The organism is Rhodococcus sp. AH-ZY2 (assembly GCF_030916465.1).
Classification (GTDB): domain Bacteria; phylum Actinomycetota; class Actinomycetes; order Mycobacteriales; family Mycobacteriaceae; genus Rhodococcus; species Rhodococcus ruber.
Window position 1 is genome coordinate 361,785 of the sequence record NZ_CP126458.1, and the last position, 21,422, is coordinate 383,206.

17 protein-coding genes are annotated in these 21,422 nt (G+C 67.0%); 8 read left to right on the forward strand and 9 right to left on the reverse strand.

Going from position 1 to position 21,422, the window contains the following annotated elements:
* Window positions 1-37 precede the first annotated feature (37 nt).
* Together QNA09_RS02595 and QNA09_RS02600 are read left to right on the forward strand one after the other, a co-directional pair.
* Window positions 38-1,603 (forward strand): alpha/beta hydrolase, encoded by a 1,566-nt coding sequence (locus QNA09_RS02595; protein ID WP_119699406.1) that lies wholly within the window; start codon window positions 38-40, stop codon window positions 1,601-1,603.
* A gap of 184 nt (window positions 1,604-1,787) precedes the next feature.
* Window positions 1,788-2,492: a GTP pyrophosphokinase family protein gene (locus QNA09_RS02600; protein WP_372471612.1), complete on the forward strand. Its 705-nt coding sequence runs from the start codon at window positions 1,788-1,790 to the stop codon at window positions 2,490-2,492.
* A 564-nt stretch (window positions 2,493-3,056) separates the two neighbouring features.
* On the opposite strand, the gene QNA09_RS02605 is transcribed toward QNA09_RS02600, so the two are convergent.
* Genes QNA09_RS02605 through QNA09_RS02620 form a run of 4 tightly spaced genes read right to left on the reverse strand, consistent with a single transcriptional unit; the run spans window position 3,057 to window position 8,262 of the window.
* The gene (locus QNA09_RS02605; protein ID WP_119699407.1) at window positions 3,057-4,502 is read right to left on the reverse strand and encodes an aldehyde dehydrogenase; all 1,446 of its coding nucleotides are present in this window, start codon (window positions 4,500-4,502) and stop codon (window positions 3,057-3,059) included.
* 36 nt (window positions 4,503-4,538) lie between these two features.
* Entirely contained in the window at window positions 4,539-5,645 is a 1,107-nt protein-coding gene (locus QNA09_RS02610; protein ID WP_119700269.1) for an NAD(P)-dependent alcohol dehydrogenase, read from the reverse strand.
* Window positions 5,646-5,705: 60 nt separating this feature from the next.
* Complete coding sequence (locus tag QNA09_RS02615) at window positions 5,706-6,935, reverse strand: NAD(P)/FAD-dependent oxidoreductase (RefSeq protein WP_102031077.1); 1,230 nt, start codon at window positions 6,933-6,935, stop codon at window positions 5,706-5,708.
* 4 nt (window positions 6,936-6,939) lie between these two features.
* Window positions 6,940-8,262, reverse strand: coding sequence for a cytochrome P450 (locus tag QNA09_RS02620; RefSeq protein ID WP_102031076.1), 1,323 nt, complete (start codon window positions 8,260-8,262; stop codon window positions 6,940-6,942).
* 351 nt (window positions 8,263-8,613) lie between these two features.
* On the opposite strand from QNA09_RS02620, the gene QNA09_RS02625 reads away from it, so the two are divergent.
* A complete protein-coding gene (locus QNA09_RS02625; protein ID WP_102031075.1) occupies window positions 8,614-8,934 on the forward strand; it encodes a 2Fe-2S iron-sulfur cluster-binding protein in 321 nt (106 codons plus the stop codon).
* Window positions 8,935-9,006: 72 nt separating this feature from the next.
* On the opposite strand, the gene QNA09_RS02630 is transcribed toward QNA09_RS02625, so the two are convergent.
* Both QNA09_RS02630 and QNA09_RS02635 read right to left on the reverse strand, forming a co-directional pair.
* Window positions 9,007-9,954, reverse strand: coding sequence for a helix-turn-helix transcriptional regulator (locus QNA09_RS02630; protein WP_102031074.1), 948 nt, complete (start codon window positions 9,952-9,954; stop codon window positions 9,007-9,009).
* Between the two features lie 28 nt (window positions 9,955-9,982).
* Window positions 9,983-11,113 carry a LuxR C-terminal-related transcriptional regulator gene (locus QNA09_RS02635; RefSeq protein WP_102031073.1) on the reverse strand — a complete coding sequence of 377 codons (1,131 nt, stop codon included), beginning with the start codon at window positions 11,111-11,113 and terminating at the stop codon, window positions 9,983-9,985.
* A gap of 246 nt (window positions 11,114-11,359) precedes the next feature.
* On the opposite strand from QNA09_RS02635, the gene QNA09_RS02640 reads away from it, so the two are divergent.
* Window positions 11,360-12,139: an enoyl-CoA hydratase/isomerase family protein gene (locus tag QNA09_RS02640; RefSeq protein WP_102031072.1), complete on the forward strand. Its 780-nt coding sequence runs from the start codon at window positions 11,360-11,362 to the stop codon at window positions 12,137-12,139.
* A 376-nt stretch (window positions 12,140-12,515) separates the two neighbouring features.
* Window positions 12,516-14,219 (forward strand): AMP-binding protein, encoded by a 1,704-nt coding sequence (locus tag QNA09_RS02645; protein ID WP_119699408.1) that lies wholly within the window; start codon window positions 12,516-12,518, stop codon window positions 14,217-14,219.
* A 1,017-nt stretch (window positions 14,220-15,236) separates the two neighbouring features.
* Here the strand turns inward: QNA09_RS02645 and QNA09_RS02650 are convergent.
* Both QNA09_RS02650 and QNA09_RS02655 read right to left on the reverse strand, forming a co-directional pair.
* Window positions 15,237-15,653, reverse strand: a complete 417-nt coding sequence (locus QNA09_RS02650) for a MaoC family dehydratase (protein WP_102031069.1) — start codon at window positions 15,651-15,653, stop codon at window positions 15,237-15,239.
* Window positions 15,650-16,102, reverse strand: coding sequence for a MaoC family dehydratase N-terminal domain-containing protein (locus QNA09_RS02655; RefSeq protein ID WP_102031068.1), 453 nt, complete (start codon window positions 16,100-16,102; stop codon window positions 15,650-15,652). Before QNA09_RS02655 ends, QNA09_RS02650 begins: the two co-directional genes overlap by 4 nt.
* 65 nt (window positions 16,103-16,167) lie before the next feature.
* On the opposite strand from QNA09_RS02655, the gene QNA09_RS02660 reads away from it, so the two are divergent.
* Both QNA09_RS02660 and QNA09_RS02665 read left to right on the forward strand, forming a co-directional pair.
* Window positions 16,168-17,343 carry an acyl-CoA dehydrogenase family protein gene (locus tag QNA09_RS02660; RefSeq protein ID WP_119699409.1) on the forward strand — a complete coding sequence of 392 codons (1,176 nt, stop codon included), beginning with the start codon at window positions 16,168-16,170 and terminating at the stop codon, window positions 17,341-17,343.
* 2 nt (window positions 17,344-17,345) lie between these two features.
* Complete coding sequence (locus QNA09_RS02665; RefSeq protein ID WP_119699410.1) at window positions 17,346-19,304, forward strand: AMP-binding protein; 1,959 nt, start codon at window positions 17,346-17,348, stop codon at window positions 19,302-19,304.
* Between the two features lie 94 nt (window positions 19,305-19,398).
* On the opposite strand, the gene QNA09_RS02670 is transcribed toward QNA09_RS02665, so the two are convergent.
* Window positions 19,399-20,118 carry a FadR/GntR family transcriptional regulator gene (locus QNA09_RS02670; RefSeq protein WP_119699411.1) on the reverse strand — a complete coding sequence of 240 codons (720 nt, stop codon included), beginning with the start codon at window positions 20,116-20,118 and terminating at the stop codon, window positions 19,399-19,401.
* A 164-nt stretch (window positions 20,119-20,282) separates the two neighbouring features.
* Between QNA09_RS02670 and QNA09_RS02675 the strand changes: the two genes are divergently transcribed.
* The gene (locus QNA09_RS02675; protein ID WP_119699412.1) at window positions 20,283-21,359 is read left to right on the forward strand and encodes an acyl-CoA dehydrogenase family protein; all 1,077 of its coding nucleotides are present in this window, start codon (window positions 20,283-20,285) and stop codon (window positions 21,357-21,359) included.
* Window positions 21,360-21,422 lie beyond the last annotated feature (63 nt).

A 21,422-nucleotide genomic window follows, 5' to 3' on the forward strand; every position in this document is an offset into this window, starting at 1 on the left:
TCCTCCGGTCGAGTACCACTGGAGGGCAGGTCGATTCATGGCGTCGAACGGTGAACGCGGGATCCGGCGACGAGTCCTGCAGTGGGTGACCGCAACGGGAGCGGCGACGGCCCTGACGGTGGGCGGGTTCTCGTCTCCGGTCGTCGCGACCGGCTTCGCTTCGACGACCGGTGAGATCCCGCCCGGCCTCGAACCGTTCTACACCCAGCAGGTCCGGTGGGAATCGTGCGACGGATACAGCACCGACGGATCGGACCTGGTCGGAGCCGGGCTCGAGTGCGCGCGGGTCACCGTGCCCATCGACTACGACAACCCCGAGGGCGACACGGCGCAGATCGCCCTGTCCCGCTCACGGGCGACGGGGGAGAAGATCGGATCGCTGCTCGTCAACCCGGGTGGGCCGGGGGCCTCCGGGCTCGGGACGGCCGTCGTCGCCGACGGCACCGAACTCGCCGAGCGGTTCGACGTCGTCGGATTCGATCCGCGCGGAATCGGGGCGTCGACACCGCAGATCGACTGCCTGACACCCGGGGAGACCGACGCCTGGCGGCAGGATCCCGTGGTGGACATGACCGCCGAGGGCATTGCCCGGGCCGAACAGAAGAGCCGGGAGTACGCGGCACGCTGCGCCGAACGCACCGGCGCCGACGTGCTGGCACACGTGGGCACCCGCGACGTGGTGCGGGACATGGACGTCATCCGGGCCGCGCTCGGCGACGCCGGTTTGAACTACCTCGGATACTCGTACGGGACCCGGCTCGGCTCGGCCTATGCGGAGGCGTTCCCCGGCAACGTGCGCGCGATGGTGCTCGACGGGGCGCTCGATCCACAGCAGGACCCCGTCGAGGAGGCGGTGCGGCAGGCCGCCGGCTTCCAGCAGGCATTCGACGCGTTCGCCGAGAACTGCGCGACCGGCGAGGACTGCCCCCTCGGTGCCGATCCCGCGGCCGCGGTCGAGCGGTTCCGCTCGCTGGTCGATCCCCTGATCGACCGTCCCGCGGCCACGGACGATCCGCGGGGACTGAGCTATCCGAACGCGATCACCGGTGTCATCGCCACCCTGTACTCGCCGCAGGGCTGGGAGTACCTGCGGACCGGACTCACCGAACTGGAGCAGGGCCGGGGCGACACGCTGCTGCTGCTGGCCGACATGTACGAGGGCCGGTTCGCCGACGGCTCGTACTCGAACTCCAGCGAGGCGATGGCAGCGGTGCGGTGCGTCGACGACGTCGCCTTGACCGACCCGGCAGTCGCCGGCGAACTCGACACCCGGTCCCGCGAAGCGGCACCGTTCCTCGACGACGGCCGCGGCACCGGCAACGCGCCGCTCGGTGCGTGCGCCTTCTGGCCGGTGCCGCCGTCGGGGGATCGGCACGCCGTGGACGCCGACGGCCTGCCCCCGATCGTCGTCGTCTCCACCACCGAGGATCCGGCCACGCCGTACCAAGCGGGTGTGGACCTGGCGAAGCAACTGGATGCGGTGCTCGTCACGTACCGCGGGACCCAGCACGGGGTGGTGCTGAGCGGCCAGTGGTGCATCGACCTTCCCGTCGCGCGCTACCTCGTCGATCTTGCTGTGCCGGAGGGAGATACGACATGTTGAGTGGGGCCGGATCCGATCCCTCGGGACGGACGGTCAGGGGGTGCGCCGGGGCAGCGACCATGCCGCTCCGGCGCGGTCGCTGCGCCCCGTACCCACGCTCGTCGTCGTGGCTGCGAGTCGTCGCCGGGCCGCGTCCCCGGCCGACCTGGCAGACTCGATCGGGAAGGCGACGAGGAGACAGACGGTGACGGAAACGGTGGACGGCGCTCACGACGTGCAGCTGAGGCAACCAGGACTCGAGTCGGCGCAGCTCCAGCTGGACCCACCGCAGATCGCGCTCCAACGGGAGTTCCGCCGTGTCCTGATGGTCTACAAGTTCGGGATCGACGAGATGATGACCAAGATCAACATCCTGCGGGAGGAGTTCGGCTTCACCCACGACCACAACCCGATCGAGCACGTCAAGTCGCGGCTGAAGACTCCCGAATCGGTCGTCGAGAAGGCCGTCCGCAAGAACCTGCCGCTCACCCTCGACGCGATCCGCGAGAACATCTACGACATCGCGGGCATCCGCATCACCTGCAGTTTCGTCTCCGACGTCTACCGGATCTTCGACCTGATCACCGGGCAGCACGACATCCGGGTCGTCCAGGTCAAGGACTACATCGCGCGCCCGAAGCCCAACGGATACCGGAGCCTGCACGCGATCGTCGAGGTCCCCGTCTTCATGTCCGACCGCGTGCACCCGGTGTTCGTCGAACTGCAGATCCGCACCGTCGCGATGGACTTCTGGGCCAGCCTCGAACACAAGATCTTCTACAAGTACGACAAGGCGGTGCCCGCCGGACTGCTCGACGAGCTGCGGGCGGCGGCCGCGACCGCCCGCGACCTCGACGTCCGGATGGAGGCCCTGCACGACCAGGTGCACGGTTCCCGCCAGTCGTTCTGAGCGACCTGCACGGCGAGCGAGTGTATCGCTCTGAAAGGACAGACGGTCTGCTGCGCCAGACCTACGCGATACGGTGGTTCGCGGAATTTCGGTCTCGGTAGCTCGCGCCGTCATCATCCGAGCGCCCGGTGAGCCGAGTTGCAGGGTCCGTGCTCGTGCCGTGCAGGCGAAGAACCGCGTACGACGTACCAGGTCGATACGGCTACCCCGGGTGTCGCGGATCGGATCCGCTGGACATTTCACCGTCGTTGGCTGCGCGAACTCGGATTCCGATGGATGCCTGGTGGATGGCCGAGTTTGCGTGTGCAAAGGCTTTTCAGACGTTGCCGGGTCCCTGCGTCGATCTTCGGGTGTGCGTCGAGGAGACACTGCAGTCGGTGGTAGAAGGCGGTGGGGACGAGACCGAACTCGAGAAGGACATGTTCGTCGCCGCCTCCGTAGGGTGCCCACTTCACCGCGAAGTCGAGCAAGTCGAGTTCATCCTTTGTCACTGTGTCTCCTTTCTCACACCTACCGCGGAAGCGCGGCTGTGTGCACGTGCACGCCGCCGCGCTTCCGCCGGGGTCATCGCACGTCGAGGTAGATGCTCTTGAGCTGTTGGTAGCTCGCCAGTCCTTCGGGCCCGAGTTCTCGCCCGAGTCCACTGTTCTTGATGCCACCGAAAGGGGCAGTCGGATCGTTGGCGTAGCCGTTGATGCCGACCGTGCCGCTGGCGATGTTGCGGGCGAAGCGTGCACCTCGTTCGGGGTCCGCGGTCCAGACCGAACCACCGAGGCCGTAGTCCGAGTGGTTGGCGATCGCGACGGCCTCGGCCTCGTCGGTGTAGGAGATGACCGACAGCACCGGGCCGAAGATCTCATCCTGCGCGATGGTGTGCCCCGTCTGGACGTCGGCGAAGATGGTGGGCTCGACGAACCAGCCGTGATCTGCCCCGGCGGGACGCTTGCCGCCGGTGGTGATCCGCCCGCCGTCCGACTTGCCCTTCTCGATGTAGCCCTCGACGCGGTCGCGTTGACGGGCCGAGACCAGCGGTCCCATCTGGGTCGTGTCGGAGAGCGGGTCTCCGACCGACAGGCTCTTCGCGAGATCTGTGATGGTGTCGACGATCTCGTCGTAGCGTGAACGCGGCGCCAGGACGCGGGTGCCGAGCCAGCAGATCTGGCCGTTGTTGAGCAGAGTCGCCGCATAGAAGGATTCGATGTTCGCGGCGAGGTCGGCGTCGTCGAGCACCACGGCGGCGGACTTGCCGCCGAGCTCGAGAGTGACGGGGCGGAGCAGTTCACCGCACGTGCGACCGATTGCCCGGCCGGCGGCGGTGGATCCGGTGAACGAGACCTTGTCGATGCCCGGGTGGGCCACCAGGTAGGCGCCGAGTTCACGTCCACCCGGGACGATGTTGAGCACACCTGCGGGAAGGCCCGCCGCGATCGCCGCTTCGGCCATCAGGAAGGCATCGAGCACGGTCTCCGGAGACGGCTTGAGGACCACGGTGCAGCCGGCGGCGAGCGCCGGAGCGAGCTTGAGGAACGTGATGGCCTGGGGGACGTTCCACGGCACGATCGCGCCCACCACGCCGATGGGGGAGCGAGTGACGAGGGTCGATCCGCCGAGCATGCCGGGACGGATCTCGTCCTCCTGTTTCGCCGCCATCTCGGAGTAGTAGCGGAGCAGGATAGGCGGGAAGCCGCCCTCGAACTGCCGGGCCAGGCTGATGGGCATGCCGTTCTGGCTGCTCACCCGGGTCGCGGTGTCCTCGGCGCGGGATTCGAGTTCGTCGGCGAAGCGGCCCAGCACCTCGGCGCGCCGGGCGGCGCTCCACGACGCCCAGCCGTCCGGGCCGGTGAACGCCGCGCGGGCGGCCTCGACCGCATCGTCGATGTCGGACTCGGTGCCGTCCGGCACCGAGCCGATCCGCTGTTCGGTGCTCGGCGAGATGACCGGGATCGTCGAATCGCCGGACGGCCGTACCCATCCGCCGCGGATGTAGAGATCGGTGTAGTCGATCGTCATCGGGGTGTCCTTCTCGAAAGTGGGTCGGTGGGGTGGTCAGTCCTGCACGAGCACGGGCTTGAGCACCTCGCCCCGGTGCTGGGCCTCGATCGCGTCGTTGATCTTCGCGAAGGGGAAGGTGGTGACGAGCTTGTCGAGCGGGAACCTGCCCGCCTTGTAGAGCTCGACCAGTTCGGGGATGAACTCGTCGGGGACACTGTCGCCCTCGATGATCCCGGTGATCGTGAGTCCCATGGCGAGGGAGTTGATGATGTTCAGCGGCACGGAGGCCGCCGGGTCGGCGGGTACGCCGATGAGACCGATCTTGCCGTGGAAGGTCATGGCGCCGACGAGCGACTCGATCACGGCCGGGACGCCGGAGGTGTCGATCGCGTAGTCGACACCGGCCGGGACGATGGCCCGGACCTGCTCGACGAGTGGACCGGCGGCAGGATCGACGACGTGGGTGGCGCCCAGTTCGAGGGCGAGTTCACGCCGGGATCGATGGGGTTCGACGGCAATGATGGTGGTGCAGCCCTGCACGACGGCGCCCATGACGGCGGCCAGGCCGACGGAGCCGGCGCCGGCGACGAGTACCGCAGATCCGGGCCGGCAGTTCAGGGAACGCATCACCGCGCCCGCCCCGGTCTGGATGCCGCAGCCGAGGGGAGCGAGGAGTTCGGCCGGGACGTCGTCGGGAACCTTCACGACGTTGCGCTCGAAGGCGAGGCTGTAGGTGGCGAAGGAGGACTGCCCGAAGAACAAGCCGGTGAGGCGCTCACCGTCGGTGGTGGACAGCGGTCCCGTGCCGTCCTCGCGCACCCCGTCGTACGCGAGGTGCATGAACTGGTGGCAGTACGAGGGTGCCCCCGTGGTGCACGACGGGCAGGTTCCACAGCTGTTGAAGGTGATGCCCACGCGGTCGCCGGGCGCGACCTTGGTGACGCCGGGGCCGATTTCCCGTACGACGCCGCATCCTTCGTGGCCGAGGACGGCGGGCAGCGCGGTCGGGAGGGCGCCGTCGCGGGCGGCGAGGTCCGTGTGGCAGATGCCGACGGCTTCGATCTCGACGAGGACCTCGCCGGCCCTCGGTCCCTCGATGGTGATCGGCTCGAGGGTGAATTCGGCGTGCGGCTCTCTCGCGACTGCTGCGAGTGCTTCCATCGTCACGTACTCCATGTCTTGTGGGCCGGCCCTGGGAGGGCCGGCGGAAATCGAAACGATCTACAGAACGGCTTCCCGCAACGAGGTCGCGGGATCGGCGAGCGCGGTGGGGTCGAGCTTGGTGCGGTTTCCGATAAAGCGTTTTCCGGCCATGAATTCTGCTGCGGCATTGACAGTTTCGACGGCGACGGGCACGCCGTCGCTGTCGAGGTGGAACAGGGCGAAGGCGGACTCGGACGGATCTCCGCGCAGCACTGCCCGGGTGTCGGGATCGACCATCCCGGCCATTTTCATTTTCAGGTCGAATTGATCCGACCAGAACCATGGCACCTCGTGGGGTGGCAGTGGTGCGCCCGTGATGACGGCTGCCGCCTGCTTCGCTTGTTCCACCGCGCTGGGAATGCTCTCCAGTCGCACCATCTTGCCCAGTGTGTCGTGCAGGCGGTAGGTCACGTCCCCGATGGCGAGAACATGTGGATCGCTGGTGCGCGCCGAACCGTCCACCACGATCCCGGTGAGGCATTCGATGCCCGCTTCCCTGGCCAGCGCATCGTTGGGGATCGCTCCGACGCCCACCAGCACCAGGTCACAAGCGATGTGGTTGCCGTCGGCGAGGGTGACTCCACCGACTCGACCGGCTGTCCCGGTGATCTCCCGGACCTCGGCCCCCGTCAGGATGTGAGTGCCGCGGTCGCGGTGGAACTCGGTGAGGGCGGCCGAAAGTTCCGGGCTGGCGACCCGTGCCAATACCCGATCCTCACGCTCGATGACCGTCACGTCACACCCGCGAGCGCGGGCCGATGCTGCGACCTCGAGTCCGACATACCCACCGCCGACGATGGCCAGTGAGGATCCGGTGTGGACCGCCTCGCGCAATTGTGTGGCGTCGGCGAGGGTGCGCAGGCTCAGGACACCGTCGAGGTCGCTTCCGGGGAGTGTCAGGGTCCGCGGTGCGGCCCCGGTCGCGAGGACCAGCGTCGTGTACTCGAGAGCTGCACCGGACGCCGTCGTCGCGGTCCGGGCGTCCCGGTCGATGTGTACGACCGGATCGTCCAGCCGGGTCTCGATGGCGTTGTCGGCGTAGAAGGTTTCCGGCTTGAGCCATTGCACGAACTCGTCGTCGGTGTACTTCTTCGACAGCGGTGGGCGGTGATACGGCGGATGCGCTTCCTCCCCGCACAGGACGATCCGGCCGGCGAACTTCTGTTGCCGCAGCATGCCGGCGAGGGTGCCGCCGGCATGCCCGGCCCCGACGATCACCACGGTGGGTGAGGGGTGTGACGTGAGCATCGTGTTACCCGGTGAACTCGATCTGGACGGGCATGTTCTTGAGCCCGCCCACGAAGTTCGTCTGGATCATCTTCGTGTCGTCCACCAGCGCGAGGGACTCGATGTGGGGGAGCAGTTCTTCGAACATGATGCGCAGTTCCAGTTTCGCCAGGTGCTGGCCGATGCACATGTGCGGACCGTAGCCGAAGGCGATGTGCTTGTTGGGCCGGCGGGTGATGTCGAAGCGATCGGGGTCGGGGATGACCTCCGCGTCGCGGTTGCCCGACTGGTACAGCAGCATGAAGCGGTCGCCCTTCTTGATGTCGCGGCCGCGCAGCGTGTAGTCCTGCGTCGCCTGACGCATGAAGTGCTTGACCGGCGAGGCCCAGCGCAGCGACTCGTTCACAAGGTGCGGAGCGAGCGCCAGGTCGGCCTTCACCTTGGCGAGCTGGTCCGGGTTGCGGCCGAGCTCGAGCATGCCGCCCGCGAGGGTGCTCGAGGTGGTGTCGTGGCCCGCGGTCGCGATGGCGATGAACCAACCGTAGGCCATCTCGTTCGGGTAGTACTCGCCGTCCTTGTCGCGGGCCGAGGAGATGATCGTGGCGAGGTCGTCTCGAGGATTGGCGCGGCGATCCTGGAGCAGCCGTTCGAAGTACGCGTAGAAGTCCTGGATCGTGGCCACCCACTGCTTGGCGGCGGCGTCCGGGGTGAGCGGTTCGACATCCTCACGGACGGCATCGGGGTCGGCCGTCCCGAAGAACTCTTGCGTCAGGGCCATCATGCGGGGTTCGTCTTCCTCGGGCACCCCGAACAGGCTCATGATGACGTGCAGCGGGTAGTGGAGGGCGAAGTCCTTGACGAAGTCGATCCGTCCGTCCGTCTCGAGGAGCCGGGTGACGGACGCCTTGGCAAGGTCACGGATGACGGTTTCCCACTTCGCGAGGTTGGTCGGCCGGAACCAGTCGATCGCGATGTCCTTGATCTCGGTGTGCTCCGGCGGATCGAGGTAGGTGAGGGTCTCGAGGATGCGGAGACTGCCGTTGTTGATGCTCTTGGTGAACTCGTCGCCGGCCTGGTTCGCCAGGATCGGGTTGACGGACCCCTTGTCGTCGCCGCCTGCGCTGGTGAAGATGTCGGGCTGGCGCTCGATTTCCATGATGTCGGCGTGCTTGCTCACCAGCCACAGCGGGTCGTATCCCTCGACCACGGCGCGGCCGAGCGGGTTGTTCTCACGCAGCCAGCGGTAGGCCTCGAACAACGCGTCGTTGTCCCGGTGCCCTTCGGGCAGCACGATCTGCCGGGCGACGGTGTCCGGGATCAGCTCCGTGACCTGCTCTGTAGTGCTCATCGATTTCCCCTTCGTGGTGCAGTGAGAGGTGGCGCCGTACGTCGTGGCGCTCACGCCGACTGGAGTGAGTTCAGCCTGTCAGCCGCAAGAGTGAGGGGCATCACACCATCGAACGAAACTTCTCCACCTAACGGGGGATGTGTGCCCGGTCACTCTGCTGTCCGGGGGGTGGTCCTGCTGCAACTTTCACCCTCTGTGAGGGGTGTTATCGGTCGATGTGGTGATGCGGGTGGCCAGTGACCGGCGACACAATTTCGGTCATGGAGAACGCGGCCGCACCTTCCTGGGGGCGACGTCCCGCACCCGAGACGGCCGCGCAGATGTTCACCGATCAACCTGAAGGAGATCGCCATGCCTACTGTCGTGTACCAGCTTCCGGACGGCTCGACGTCATCTGTCGACGTCCCTGCCGGCCAGAGCGTGATGGACGGATCGGTACGCAACAACCTTCCCGGCATCGTCGCCGAATGCGGGGGCAGCTGCTCGTGCGCGACCTGCCATGTGTACGTGGACGAGGACTCCGCTGCGGTGTTCGGGGAGCCGACGGCAGAGGAGCAGGACCTTCTCGAGTTTCTCGACGGCGTCCAACCGTGCTCTCGCCTCGCCTGCCAGCTGGTGTTGACCCCCGACGTGGAGACCGTCACAGTGACCGTTCCGGCTTCGGACGCCTGACGACGCGGCTCGGTGGGCCTGCCTTGTCGGGCCCGCCAGGCCGGGTCGGGTCACGGTGTCGGTGCCGGGGCGTCACCGGGGGGTGGACTGATATTTCGCGATCAGTTCGGCGCGGTTGGTAGCGCCCAGTTTTCGGAGGATGCGTTTCACATGCGACTTGACCGTGTCGACGGTGATGACCAGTTCGGTGGCGATCGCGGCGTTCGACGCACCGGTGAGAATCAGCCGAACGACGTCCGCTTCGCGCTCGGTGAGCGGATCGAGCACGCGTCGGTCCGCGGTGTCGTGTTCCGTGGAGGGCGGCGCGTTGTCGGCCGCGCCGCGTGGGGGCAGCGCGTCGAAGTCGATGGTGCTGCTCCACCGTCGGGCGCTGTCGCGGAGAAGAAGGTCCTGGCGTTCGCGACGCGATTCGAGGCCGACCCGCTCGAAGCAACCGCCGAGCATTCGGGCGAACACGCTCAGCGCGTGGCGTCGTGGGCCGTCCAACATTGCAGCGACGTGCACGAGCGCAGTCGTGTTCCCGTCGACGACGATGGGAACGATAGAGAAACCATTGTTGCCCATGGCTTCCCGAATCGACTCGGGAACCACGTCGTTCACCGTGACCGTGTTCGTCGCGAGCGCATGCGCTTCGGGAGAGCCCGACACGAGGTCGAACCCCGGGGGCAGCGACGGCGACGTGTCGGGGTCGGTGCTGAAGGAGATCACGGGAACGATTCGATCTCCCTCGAGCCGAGACAGGAGGACCTTCCGCGCAGAGCAGAGTTCGGCGACACGCTCGCACGCGCGTCGCATGAGTTCCTCACTCGAGGCGGCATCGTCCAGGGCGTGGACGGCACGATCGATGGCTGACGCAAGTGCGCCGATCTCGGCGGTCCGTTTCTCCGCGAGGGTCTTTCTGCGATCGAGAAGATCGACGAGGCGCCGGCCGAGTTCGGCTGCGCGCTCGGGGGTGGCGGTGCGCATGTCGGTGAGGATGTCCGCGATGGCGCGATCGAACGCGGCGTCCCCGGTGTTCATGTCCGGATGTGTATGCGCTTCGGGTACGTCAGGCGCCACCGGTCACCGTCTTGGCGTTGGCGTACAGCGCTGCCACCTCGGCGCGCGTCGATACCCCGAGCTTCTTGAAGATCCGCTGGACATGACTCTTGACGGTGCCGTCGGAAATGCAGAGCCGCCGGGAGATTGCCGCATTGGTCGCCCCGGTGGCCATGAGGGTGAGCACTTCGCGCTCACGGGTGGTCAGCGACTGCGCGCGCGGAACGCCCGGGTCCTGCGGCCCCCTCTCCAGGGCCGCTACGTCGGAGCGGGACAGGTCACGGGTCCCGAGTTCCGGCATCGTGACGGGTGCCTGTTCGAGGTGCCGCAGGGCCCGGGTGAGACGTTGGATCTCGGCCTCGACGTGCTCGTTGCGCGTATGGATCTGCTGCCGCAGGTCGGCGCGTTCCTTCGACGAGGCGCACGCGGCGGCGAGCGCGCCGACGATGTGGACGTCGGTGTCGGACAGTCCGTCGCTCTGCCGGTCGACGTGGATCATCGCCACTGCGCGGGAGCCGACGACGACGGGAACGGCGATGTACCCCGCCGGGCGCGACAGGTCGATCAGGGGGCGGTACGTGTGCCGATAGGTGTCGGCCGCATCCACTGCGTACGGTCGGCGGCGCCGAACCAGTTCGGCTTCCCGCGGGGCTTCCCGCAGGGAGATTTCCCGGCCGTCGATGGCCTCGAGAAGTGGGTGGAAATCCCCTGTCAGCTCCGGATGCACGGCGAGCGCGATGGGTGACCAGATGGAACCGCGGACGACGGAGAACATCGCCTTGGCGTATCCGAGGTTCGTGCACAGTTCCTGTGTCACGGTCCGTGCGATCTGGTCGGCTCCGGCGTCGATGGTGCGCACCGCGTGTTGGAGCGCCTCGAACTGCTCGGTGTGTACGCGCAGGCGACGCGAGATGGCGTCATGTTCGGCGGCGTCGAGTCGCATTACGAGTTCGGCGAGCCGCACCGCCTGCTCGGGGGAGTCGGCGCCCTCCCGGAGTGTGCGGGCTGCGAATGCGCGGATCGCTGTCGGGTCGGGTTCGCCACTGGCCAGGCGAATCAGGTTCGGCTCGCTTCCGAGTAGTTCCTGCAGTTCTGCAAGTGCCTGCTCGGCAAGCTCGAACGAACTCGTCGAAATGACCACTCACTACTCCTTGCGCCGCGGCGGCCACACGGACGGCGGCGGCGTCGCGCCTCCCTGTGACACATCCCACAGTATAGAGAGGTGCATCGCCAGGACGTCCGGCCGCCGTCTGTGGCTTACCTCCAATGTATATGGTCAGTCCAATCTCGTCACCCCCTTGGTGGAAATCGCCGCGCTCGGCTCTTGTCTCGACTCGGATGCGACGCTAGGGTCGAATGGTAAGACCAATTTGGAAGGATGGGTGGTATGGCTCACCCCGTGCGATACGACGTCGACGAGCACGTCGCGGTCCTCACTCTCGACCGCCCGGAAACCCGCAACGCTTTGTCCGACGACCTGTTGGACGAACTCCTGGCCGCGCTCGAGCGCGCGCGGGACGACAGCGACGTGCGGGTGGTCGTGCTGGCCTCGTCGCACGAGAAGATCTTCTCGGCGGGTGGCGACCTGAAGGCGTTCGCGAGCGACACCCCGACGATCGTCAAGTATGCGGGTCTGGACCGCTTCCCGCGGCTGTACCGCCTCATCGGTGGTCTCGGCAAGCCGGTGATCTGTGCGGCCGGTGGCGACGTGCTCGCGGGCGCGTTCGGGCTCGCGCTCGCCTGCGACTTCGTACTGGCGAAGGAGTCGGCGCACTTCGGGTGTCCGGAGATCAACGTCGGTGTCTTCCCGTTCATGATCTCCGCGCTCATCTACCGGAACGTCGGCCGGCTCAAGGCCAATGAGCTGATGATGTATGGGGAGAAGCTCACCGCCGCAGAGGCTCGCGAACTGGGACTGGTGAATCGCGTGTTTCCGGACGGCGACTTCGATGCGGAGGTGTGTGCGTGGGCGCGCCGACTGGCCGGAAAGTCACCGCTGCTGATGCGCCTGGGCAAGGATGCCATCGACAACACTCGTGACATGTCGCTGCCGGACGCACTTGCGACGCTGCAGTCTCAACTAGCCCTGGCATTCACCACGGAGGATCTCGTCGAAGGTGTCACGGCTTTCCGTGAAAAACGTTCGCCGGTGTGGAAAATGCGATGAGGATTCCACGGCTGGCTCCTGGGGCTCCGTCGTCGACGGGGACCGGCTGCATGTTCGGTGACGGGATCGAGGGATGGGCCACCGGATGGCCGAGCGGGGATGTGCTCGCTGGAGGAGGCTCGGCGGCCGGGGCTGTCGGGTGGTAGCGGCATCGCGGTCGATGCCGGGCTCCGGAAATCTCCTGCTGCGGACGGCATGCGACATCGTTTGAGCAGTGCGTCACCGATGACGAACATCTCTGGGCCCCTTCGTTTACCGATCGGCCGGCGGGTGCGACGAGCGCTCGCGAATGTCGTCGAAGATGCTTGCTACTTCGGTCTAACCATTCTAATCTTTACGTAAACGTGTGGCAGAGCAAGAAGGACGGAATCCTCCCATGACGCGCGAACGAAGCCTCGGCCGATACACCCCCCAGCAGATAGAGGAGTTCTATGCCAGTGGCCAATGGGCCGACGAGAACTTCACCGAGCTTCTGCGGACACGTGCCGAGAGCAGTCCCGACAAGATCTTCGTCACCGACGGCGCGCAGGAGCTGACCTTCTCGCAGCTCTACGACAAGTCGCAGCGACTGGCGCTCGGCCTCCACCGAACAGGGCTCCGGGCCGGCGACCGTGTCGCCGTTCAACTGCCCAATTGGGGGGAGTTCGTCGTCGTTGCAGCTGCGCTCGCGCGGCTGGGCGTGGTGACGGTGCCGATCATGCCGATCTACCGGACGGATGAGGTGTCCCACGTTGTCGCCGACGCCTCGATCCGGATGGCAATCGCCCCGGCACAGTTCAAGGGCTTCGACTATGTGGCGATGTTCGACGGTATCCGGCGATCGTCGCAGACGCTGGAGACGATCATCGCGGTGCGCGCTTCGGCCGAGCACCGTCGGACACTGGCCGAGCGGGGCATCGAGGTGCTCGAGAACCTGGTCGTGGACGCCGAACCTGAGGCCATCGACACGGAACTCGACTTTCGTGCCCATCCCGACGATCCGTTCGTCATCGTGTACACCTCCGGAACCACCTCACGTCCCAAGGGCTGCCTGCACACCTTCAACACCTACGCGTCGGGCGCGCGTGCACTGAAGACGGCCTTCGGGCACACCGAGGCGGATGTCCAATTCGGGCCGTCCCCGATCACCCACACCACAGGGCTCGTCACCAGTGTGCTCATCCCTCTGCTCAGCGGTGCGGCGACCCACATCATGGCGGAGTGGGACCCCGGGCGCGGGTTGGCCGAGATCAAGAAGTTCGGATGTACGGCCGCGGTCACGGCCACCACGTTCCTGCAGACCTTGTTGGCTGCGGCCGACGCGGATCCGGACGCCGATCTCTCCTCCCTCCGGGTGTGGGTGTGCGCCGGCTCCCCGATTCCAGCGGCCGTGGTCGAGAAGGCGAAGTCCGACCTGCCCACCACCGCCATCCTGTCGTTGTACGGGAGGAGTGAGAATCTCACCACGACGACCTGCACCATCGAGGACGATCCGAGCCGGGCTGTCACCTCCGACGGTGCCGCGCTGCCGGGTGCAGAGGTCAAGGTTGTGGGCGAGGACGGCCTCGAGGTGGCCCGGGGGAGTGAGGGTGACATCGCCTATCGCGGGCCCTCGCATATGATCGAGTATCTGAACCGGCCCGAGGACACCGCGGAACTGTTTACCCCCGAGGGATTCTCGAGGTCCGGCGATCTCGGAGTCATGGATGCCGACGGATTCGTCCGGGTTACCGGCAGAACCAAAGACATCGTGATCCGCGGCGGCATGAACATCAGTGTGCGTGAGGTCGAGGACAAGTTGGCCGATCATCCCGGCATCCTCGCTCTGGCTGTGGTGGGGATGCCCGACGAGCGACTCGGGGAGAAGGTGTGCTGCTACGTGGTGCCCAAGGAGGAGCAGAATGCTCCTACTCTGGACCATCTCCGCAACTATCTGCTGGAGCGGGGAGTTGCGATCCAGAAGACACCTGAACGCGTCGAGGTGGTCCCCGAGTTGCCCATGACCGCAACCGGGAAGATTCAGAAACACCTCCTCCGCAAGCGCATCGCGGCAGAGTTGGCTGCCGGCTCTCCGGAACGGGCACGCGTCGACCTGGGATGATCCGGTCTCGTCCACGTGTCGAGGTGCCGTTCGGGTGAGCCGAGGCGGAGATGTCGTCGAAATCCGCACTCGGTGACGAGAGTGCATCTTGAAAGCCCGGGCAGTCGGTGCCCGGTGCACGTGAAGCGTGAGAAGCAGGTGAACTCCTGGTAGGCCGAAGAGTGCGTACGTCACGACCCGACCGGGAGTTCACCTGCGCTCATCGCGTCGTGCCCGTCCTGCCTGATCCCGCCGCGGCGCCCGGGTGCGGTGTACCCGCCGTCACCGTTACCCGGTGGCGTTGCGCGCCGCCGATGCCCCGCCGGGCATGGGCGAACGGGACCGAGACGCGCTGTCTTCGTTCGGTACTCGCTATAATCGCTACGTGGTGCGGGTGTGATCGCGTGGCGGTGGCTGCAGGTGGAATTGCCCGCCGGCGACGACGGTGTACGCGATCGTCGCTTGCTGCGTGCGGGCCGGGGCGGGGCTGCGGATCCACGACGTCCTGGAAGGGTGGATCCGGGCCACCGACGGCCGTGCGCCCCCTCTGACGGCGACGATCCGCGACTCACAGTCGGTGCCGGGCGCGGACACCGTGCCCGGTGACAGCCGCGCCTACGACACCGGGACCGGACCGACCGCCGTACACGACACCTCACCCTGGCACGAACAGGCTGCTGTCGGCGGTGATGTCCACTCCTGCAGGATCCGGGACCGGGACGGCGCACACCGAGGATGGGGCACGCTGCGGGACCGGTTCTCGGGCATCGAGTCTCGGGTGCGCCGACGGCGGCCGTGCGGGACGGCTCGTGCGACGGGCGATAAGCGGGCACACACCGCCACTGCGTTCCCGACCACGAGACCCACCCCGGCCGTCACGACGCGGCAGGGCACGTCGCCGCGCTCATCCCGCTCTCGCGTCGACTCGTCCGTACCCGCCTTCCGAGAATGTTCGGCATCCCGGGAGGACAGGGGGTTGATTCGTGCTCGCCGAGTGATCGCCGAATACGCGGCCTCGGAATCCGGGTCAGCGAGCTGTCAGACTTCGGCGACGACAACCGTCGCCGAACCGGTGACGACCGGCCCCTTCGCTCCGGAGACGACCAGGTCGAGCTCGGCCCGCGCCTCCCCGTCGATCTCGGTGATCGCTGTGATCGTCCCACCGACGGTCAGGGTGTCGCCCAGAAAGACCGGGGCGACGAATCGAACGCCGAAGGAACGCACGTGCTCGACACCGAATGTGTCGGAGAGCCAGCCGGCCAGTATCCCGGCCTGCATCTGGCCCATCGCGATGACGCCCGGAAACCCCGACGTCGCAACGAACTCCGGATCGTGGTGCAAAGGATTGAAGTCGCCTCCGGCGCCGGCGAATCGCACGATGTCCGTCTGAGTGATCGGGCCGACCACGCGCATGTCGGTGACCGTGCCGATGGGGGCCTTCACGGGTGCTCTCATCGTTGTTCTCCTCGCTCGATCAGCACTTCCTCCAGTCGCACCACCGGATCACCGTCGGCATCGACGTACTCGGTCTCCAGCGTCACGACGCGCATCGATCCGCCGCGCTTACCCTCGCGCTGCACGTCGTCGACGATGCGCCGGGTGCCGACGACATGGTCGCCGGCACTCAGTGGTCGCAGATATGTCCATTTCACCGAGCCGACAACCACTCGCTCGAGCGCCAGGCCGAGCATCTCGACAAACTTGCGCTGCTCGCGCTGATGCCCGGCGACGACCGTGTGGGTGAGGGTCGCGGGCACCTCGGTGAATCCGGCTGCCTGGGCGGCATTCCGGTCCGTGTGGACGGGATCGGTGGTGAATGTCGCGCGGGCGAACTCGCGGATCTTGCCGCGCTCGACGTCGTACTCGGCTCGGTCCACCTCGCCGGAGTGGAGCGGTTCTGTCATCAGGGCCCTCCTCTTTTGGCCTGACCTATAGTATCATTTGGCCTAAATACGTGAGGAGGGGTTCTATGGAGCTCGCTGATTCCCCGGACGAAGCCCGGTTCCGCGCAGAAGTCCGAGAATGGGCCGAAAAGGCAGTCGCGACACTGCCCTGGCCGGAACCGGTGGATCTGGTCGACAAGGTCCCGTTCTGGCGGCAATGGCAGCGGTTGCTCTTCGATGCCGGCTACGGAGGAATGTCGTGGCCGAAGGAGTACGGCGGCCAGGCCGCCGACCCCATCCGCAAAGCGATCTTCACCGAGGAAATGGATCGCGTGGGTGCGCCGGAGCGACTCAACACGATCGGTGAGGACTTCGCCGGACCCACCATCATCGACTTCGGCACCCCAGCTCAGAAGGAACGGTTCCTCCGCCCGATCCTCACCGGTGAAGAAATCTGGTGCCAGTTGTTCTCCGAACCGGAGGCCGGGTCCGACCTCGCGTCACTGCGCACCAAGGCCACGAAGGTCGACGGCGGATGGAAGATCAACGGGCAGAAGATCTGGACCAGCCGAGCGCACATCGCAGCTCATGCCATCCTGCTCGCGCGCACGGGTGGGGGACCACGCCACAAGGGCATCACCTTCTTCCTGGTTCCCATGGACAGCGAGGGAATCACGGTTCGCCCGCTCGCCCACATGCTCGGTGAGGCCGAATTCAACGAGGTCTTCCTCGACGACGTGTTCCTCCCCGACGACCTCGTCGTCGGCGACGTCGACGGCGGGTGGAAGGTGGCCATGGGCACGCTCGCCTACGAGCGAGTGGCGATCGCCACCGGCCGGGTCAACACCAAACGCGCCGTCGACGACATCGTCGATGACATCGCAGAGATGACCGACGAGTCGGGCCGCCCGCTCGGCGCGGATCCGGTGATCCGGCAGAAAGTCGCGGACCTCTACGGACGCGCGCTCGTGCACTATCTCATCGGCCAGCGCGTGATCACTGCGGCGGCGAACGACGGCCCACCCGGCCCGGTGACATCGATCGGCAAGTTGTTCTTCTGCCCGCTCGTCGAAGAACTGGCGGATTTCCGGCTGTCCCTCGAGCCCGCCGGCGGCCAGTTCGCACTGGAGGACGAGCAGCAGCGAACGTCACGCTGGCTTCGGCTGGCGTATCAGGCGCGCGGCACCGCCATTGCGGGTGGTTCGACCTTCATCCAGCGCAACATCGTCGCCGAGCGCATGCTCGAGATGCCGAGGAGCTGACCATGTCCGACTACATGTGGGTCCCCACCGCCGACTACGTCGACAACGCCAACGTCACCCGGCTCGCCCGCGCCCACGGCCTCGGCGGCCTGGACGAGTTGCGTGCCCGTTCCGTCGCCGACGTGCGGTGGTACTGGGATGCGGTGGTCCGTGATCTGGAATTGCCGTTCCAGGTGCCGTATCGCGACGTGCTCGACACCGCACGCGGCATCGAGCACCCCGACTGGTTCGTCGGCGGAAGGACGAACGTCGTCGACGCCTGCCTGCAGCGCTGGATCACCGATCCGGTGGCGGCCGACCGGCTCGCCGTCGTGCACGAGGCTGAAGACGGAACTGTCCGCACCTTGACGTATCGCGAACTGGGGGCGGAGGTGGAGCGTGCGGCCGCCGGACTGCGGGAGCTGGGGGTGAGTCGAGGCGACGCCGTCGCCTTGTTCCTGCCCATGGTTCCCGAGGCGGTCGTGTCGGTGTACGCGGTCGCCCGGCTCGGTGCGGTTCTGGTGCCGCTGTTCTCGGGGTTTGCTCCCAGTGCGATCGCGTCCCGTATTCAGGATGCGGATGCGAAAGTGGTGGTCGTCGCGGACGGCACCGTCCGCCGGGGCAAGTCGGTCGCGATGAAGCCGGCCCTCGCCGAGGCCCTGAAGACCTGCCCCACGGTGGAGTCGGTGGTCGTGGTCGACAACCTCGGTGCCGGAACGGTGTCGGGTGAGCACGAGATTTCGTGGGCCGGGTTGCTCGCGAGCGGTGGCGTGGTCCCAATCGAGGCGATGGACGCTTCCGAGCCGTTCGCGTTGGCTTATACGTCCGGCACGACAGGTAAGCCCAAGGGGGCGGTCCACACTCACGCCGGGTTCCTGGTGAAGACGGCGAGCGAAGTGGCGTACTCGTTCGATCTGAAGCCGGGCGGGGTGTTCTGCTGGATCACCGACATGGGCTGGATCATGGGTCCGTTGTCGATCGTCGGCACGCATGCCAACGGTGGGACGTTGCTGCTGTACGAGGGTTCACCGGACGTACCGGACCGGGACCGGCTGTGGCAGCTGACCGAACGGCATCGGGTGACGATGCTCGGTGTTTCTCCGACCCTCATCCGGACGCTGCGCGGGCAGGGAAGCGAGATCGCCGCGCGGTACGACCTGTCCTCGGTGCACACGATCGGGTCGACGGGCGAGCCGTGGAACCCGGACTCGTACGAGTGGCTCGCACGGGAGGTGTTCGGTGGCCGTGTCCCGATCATCAACTTCTCCGGCGGTACCGAGGTCGGGGGATCGTTTCTCGCGCCGTATCCGGTGGAGCCGATCCGCAGTTGCTCGTTGGGCGGTCCGTCGCTGGGGATGGATGTGGACGTCGTCGACGACGCCGGGCGTCCGTTGCGCGGTGAACAGGGTGAGCTCGTGTGCCGGCAGCCGTGGCCGTCGATGACCCGCGGGGTGTGGAAGGACGAGGAGCGCTACCTCGAAGCGTACTGGTCGACCTTCCCCGGTATGTGGCGGCACGGGGACTATGCGCTTGTCGACAGTGACGGGCAGTGGTACATCCGGGGTCGGTCCGACGACGTCATGAACGTGGCCGGCAAGCGCCTGGCCCCGGCGGAGGTCGAGGCGGTCCTGACCGCGCACCCGGCCGTGTCGGAGGCCGCCGCGGTCGGTGTCCCGGACCCGAAGAAGGGGGAAACGGTCTGGGCGTTCTGGGTGCCCCGCGCGGACGCGGACGGGGCGGACATTTCGGGTGAGCTGGCGGCCAGTGTGGCCGCGGAGCTGGGTAAGCCGTTCGCGCCCAGCGTGGTTCACCGGGTGTCGCGTCTGCCGAAGACGCGGTCGGCGAAGATCCTGCGCCGCGCGGTGCGGGCGGCGGCGTTGGGCACCGATCCGGGTGACCTGTCCGGTGCCGAGAACCCGGAGGCGGTGGAGGAGATCCGCGCCGTGGTGACCGGTACCGAGGTGGGTGCCCTACGGGCGTAGGCAAATGCGATGGCCGCCCATGCCGAAGCGGTATGGGCGGCCATCGTTTTCGTTCGGGAAGAGGGACTCTCTCAGTCCTGGACCGAGGCGTGGCTCAGGGCTCCTGGTCCAGTGGAATGTCGGTGCGTTCTTCGAACTCCCGGATCGACTCGGCGTACGAGTGGACGTGCCGGCTCATGCGACGGACCGCGGCGTCGGGGTCGCGGTCTCGGATCGCTTTGGTGACCGAGCGATGGGCCTTGACGGTGATCTCGCGGACCTTCTCGTCGATGAAGCCCTCGTTCTCGGTGGCGGCGTAGATGGCGCGGGACAGCGAGATCATCAGCCCCGACAGCAGTTCGTTGTGGCTCGCGCTGGCGACGGCGATGTGCCAGTCGACGTTGGCCTGGAGGAACGCGTCGAGCTTGTCGCCGGCGGCCGCGATGTCCTTGTTCGCGGCGTCGAGGCGGGCGAGGTCTTCGTCGGTTCGATGGCGGGCAGCCAGTTGTGCGCAGAACGGTTCGATTGCCTCGCGCGTTTCGAGTAGCGCGCCCAGTCGGATCTGGCGTCCTCGAATGAGCAGCGCCACGGTGTCGGCCATCGACTTCTCGCCGGGCCGCTGGACGAAGGCACCCCCGGCGCGTCCCGCCTTGATGCGTACCAGGCCTTGTACCTCGAGGATGCGCAGGGCTTCGCGGACCGTGGTGCGGCTCATCTTCGTCTGGACGACGAGTTCGCGTTCCGGGGGTAGCGGGGTCCCTTCGGTGTATTCCCCGCTGAGGATGCGTTCGCGCAGCTCGTTGGCGAGGACATCCGAGGCCTTGGGAACCTCCATCGGAGTCAGCTGGATGGAGGAACGTCCGTTCCGGGTGGTGCTCGGTGCGGCTGGTGACATGACTCCCCGCCTCTCTGGTCTAACGGTCAGACCTAATATACCATCGAATTCTCGCTGCATTCATCCTGCAGGGTATTCCCCGACTCATCGAGAGGACCAGTTCCATGCGTTGGGAGCTGTCAGAAGAGCAAGAAATGTTCACCGAAGCCCTCGGGGGCTGGCTCGAGCGGTATGCGGCACCCGCGAACGTCCGCAAGTGGGACGAATCGGGTGACCCCGCAGAATTCGAGCGCAGGTTCGTGGAGGAAGGGTGGTTCTCGGCCGGCCTGCCAGAGGAGATGGGCGGCCAGGGCGGCGGTCTGCTCGAACTCGCGCTGACCGCCGAGGCTCTGGGGCGGCACGCCGCGCCGGCGAGCGCATGGACCGCGTCGGTGCTTGCGGCCCCCCTGCTGCCCCCTGATGTCGTCGACGAGCTGCTCGGAAACGGTGAATTCGCGGCCCTGGCAGTCGATTCCGGACGTCCCCTCGGACTCCGCGACGCCGTGCGCGCCGACGAGCGAGGGGCGCTGACCGGTCGCGTGTCCGCCGTGCTCGGCGCCGAACGGGCCGCCCGCCTCGTCGTGCCCGCCGACGACGGCGACGGAACAGCCCTCTACCTCGTTCGGGTCGCAGACCCGGGCGTCACGGTCACGTCGCGACGTTTCCTCGATCCGTCCCGGGGCGCGGCCGACGTCCGGTTCGACAACGTCGTCGCGCAGCGCCTCGACGTCGACGCGCCGGCCGCGCTGGCCGACGCGGGGTTGCGCGCGGCCGTGCTCGTCTCGGCGGACGCGCTCGGCGCGATGGAGCGGATGCTCCGGTTGGCGGTGGACTACAGCCGCACGCGCCAGCAGTTCGGTGTGCCGATCGGTTCGTTCCAGGCGGTCAAGCACGCCGCCGCCACGATTCTCGTGTCCGTGGAGGCTGCTCGGTCGATCGCCTACTATGCCGCGGCCTCGGTGGATCTCGGTCTCGAGGAGGGTGCGATGCATGCTGCGATCGCGAAGGCGCAGGTGACCCGTAGTGCGGTCCAGGCCGCGGACAGTGCGCTCGTGATGCACGGTGCCATCGGCTACACGTGGGAGCACGACCTGCAGCTGTTCTACAAGCGCGCCAAGCTCGACGAGAAGCTGTTCGGGAGCCCGGAGGTGTGGAACGAGCGTCTCGCTCGGGAGCTGCCTCTGCTGCCGGCGGCCGGGTGACCCACCGTTGACTAAATGGTCTGTCCTTTAGTAACTTAATGCCAAACGGTAGCGACGACGACG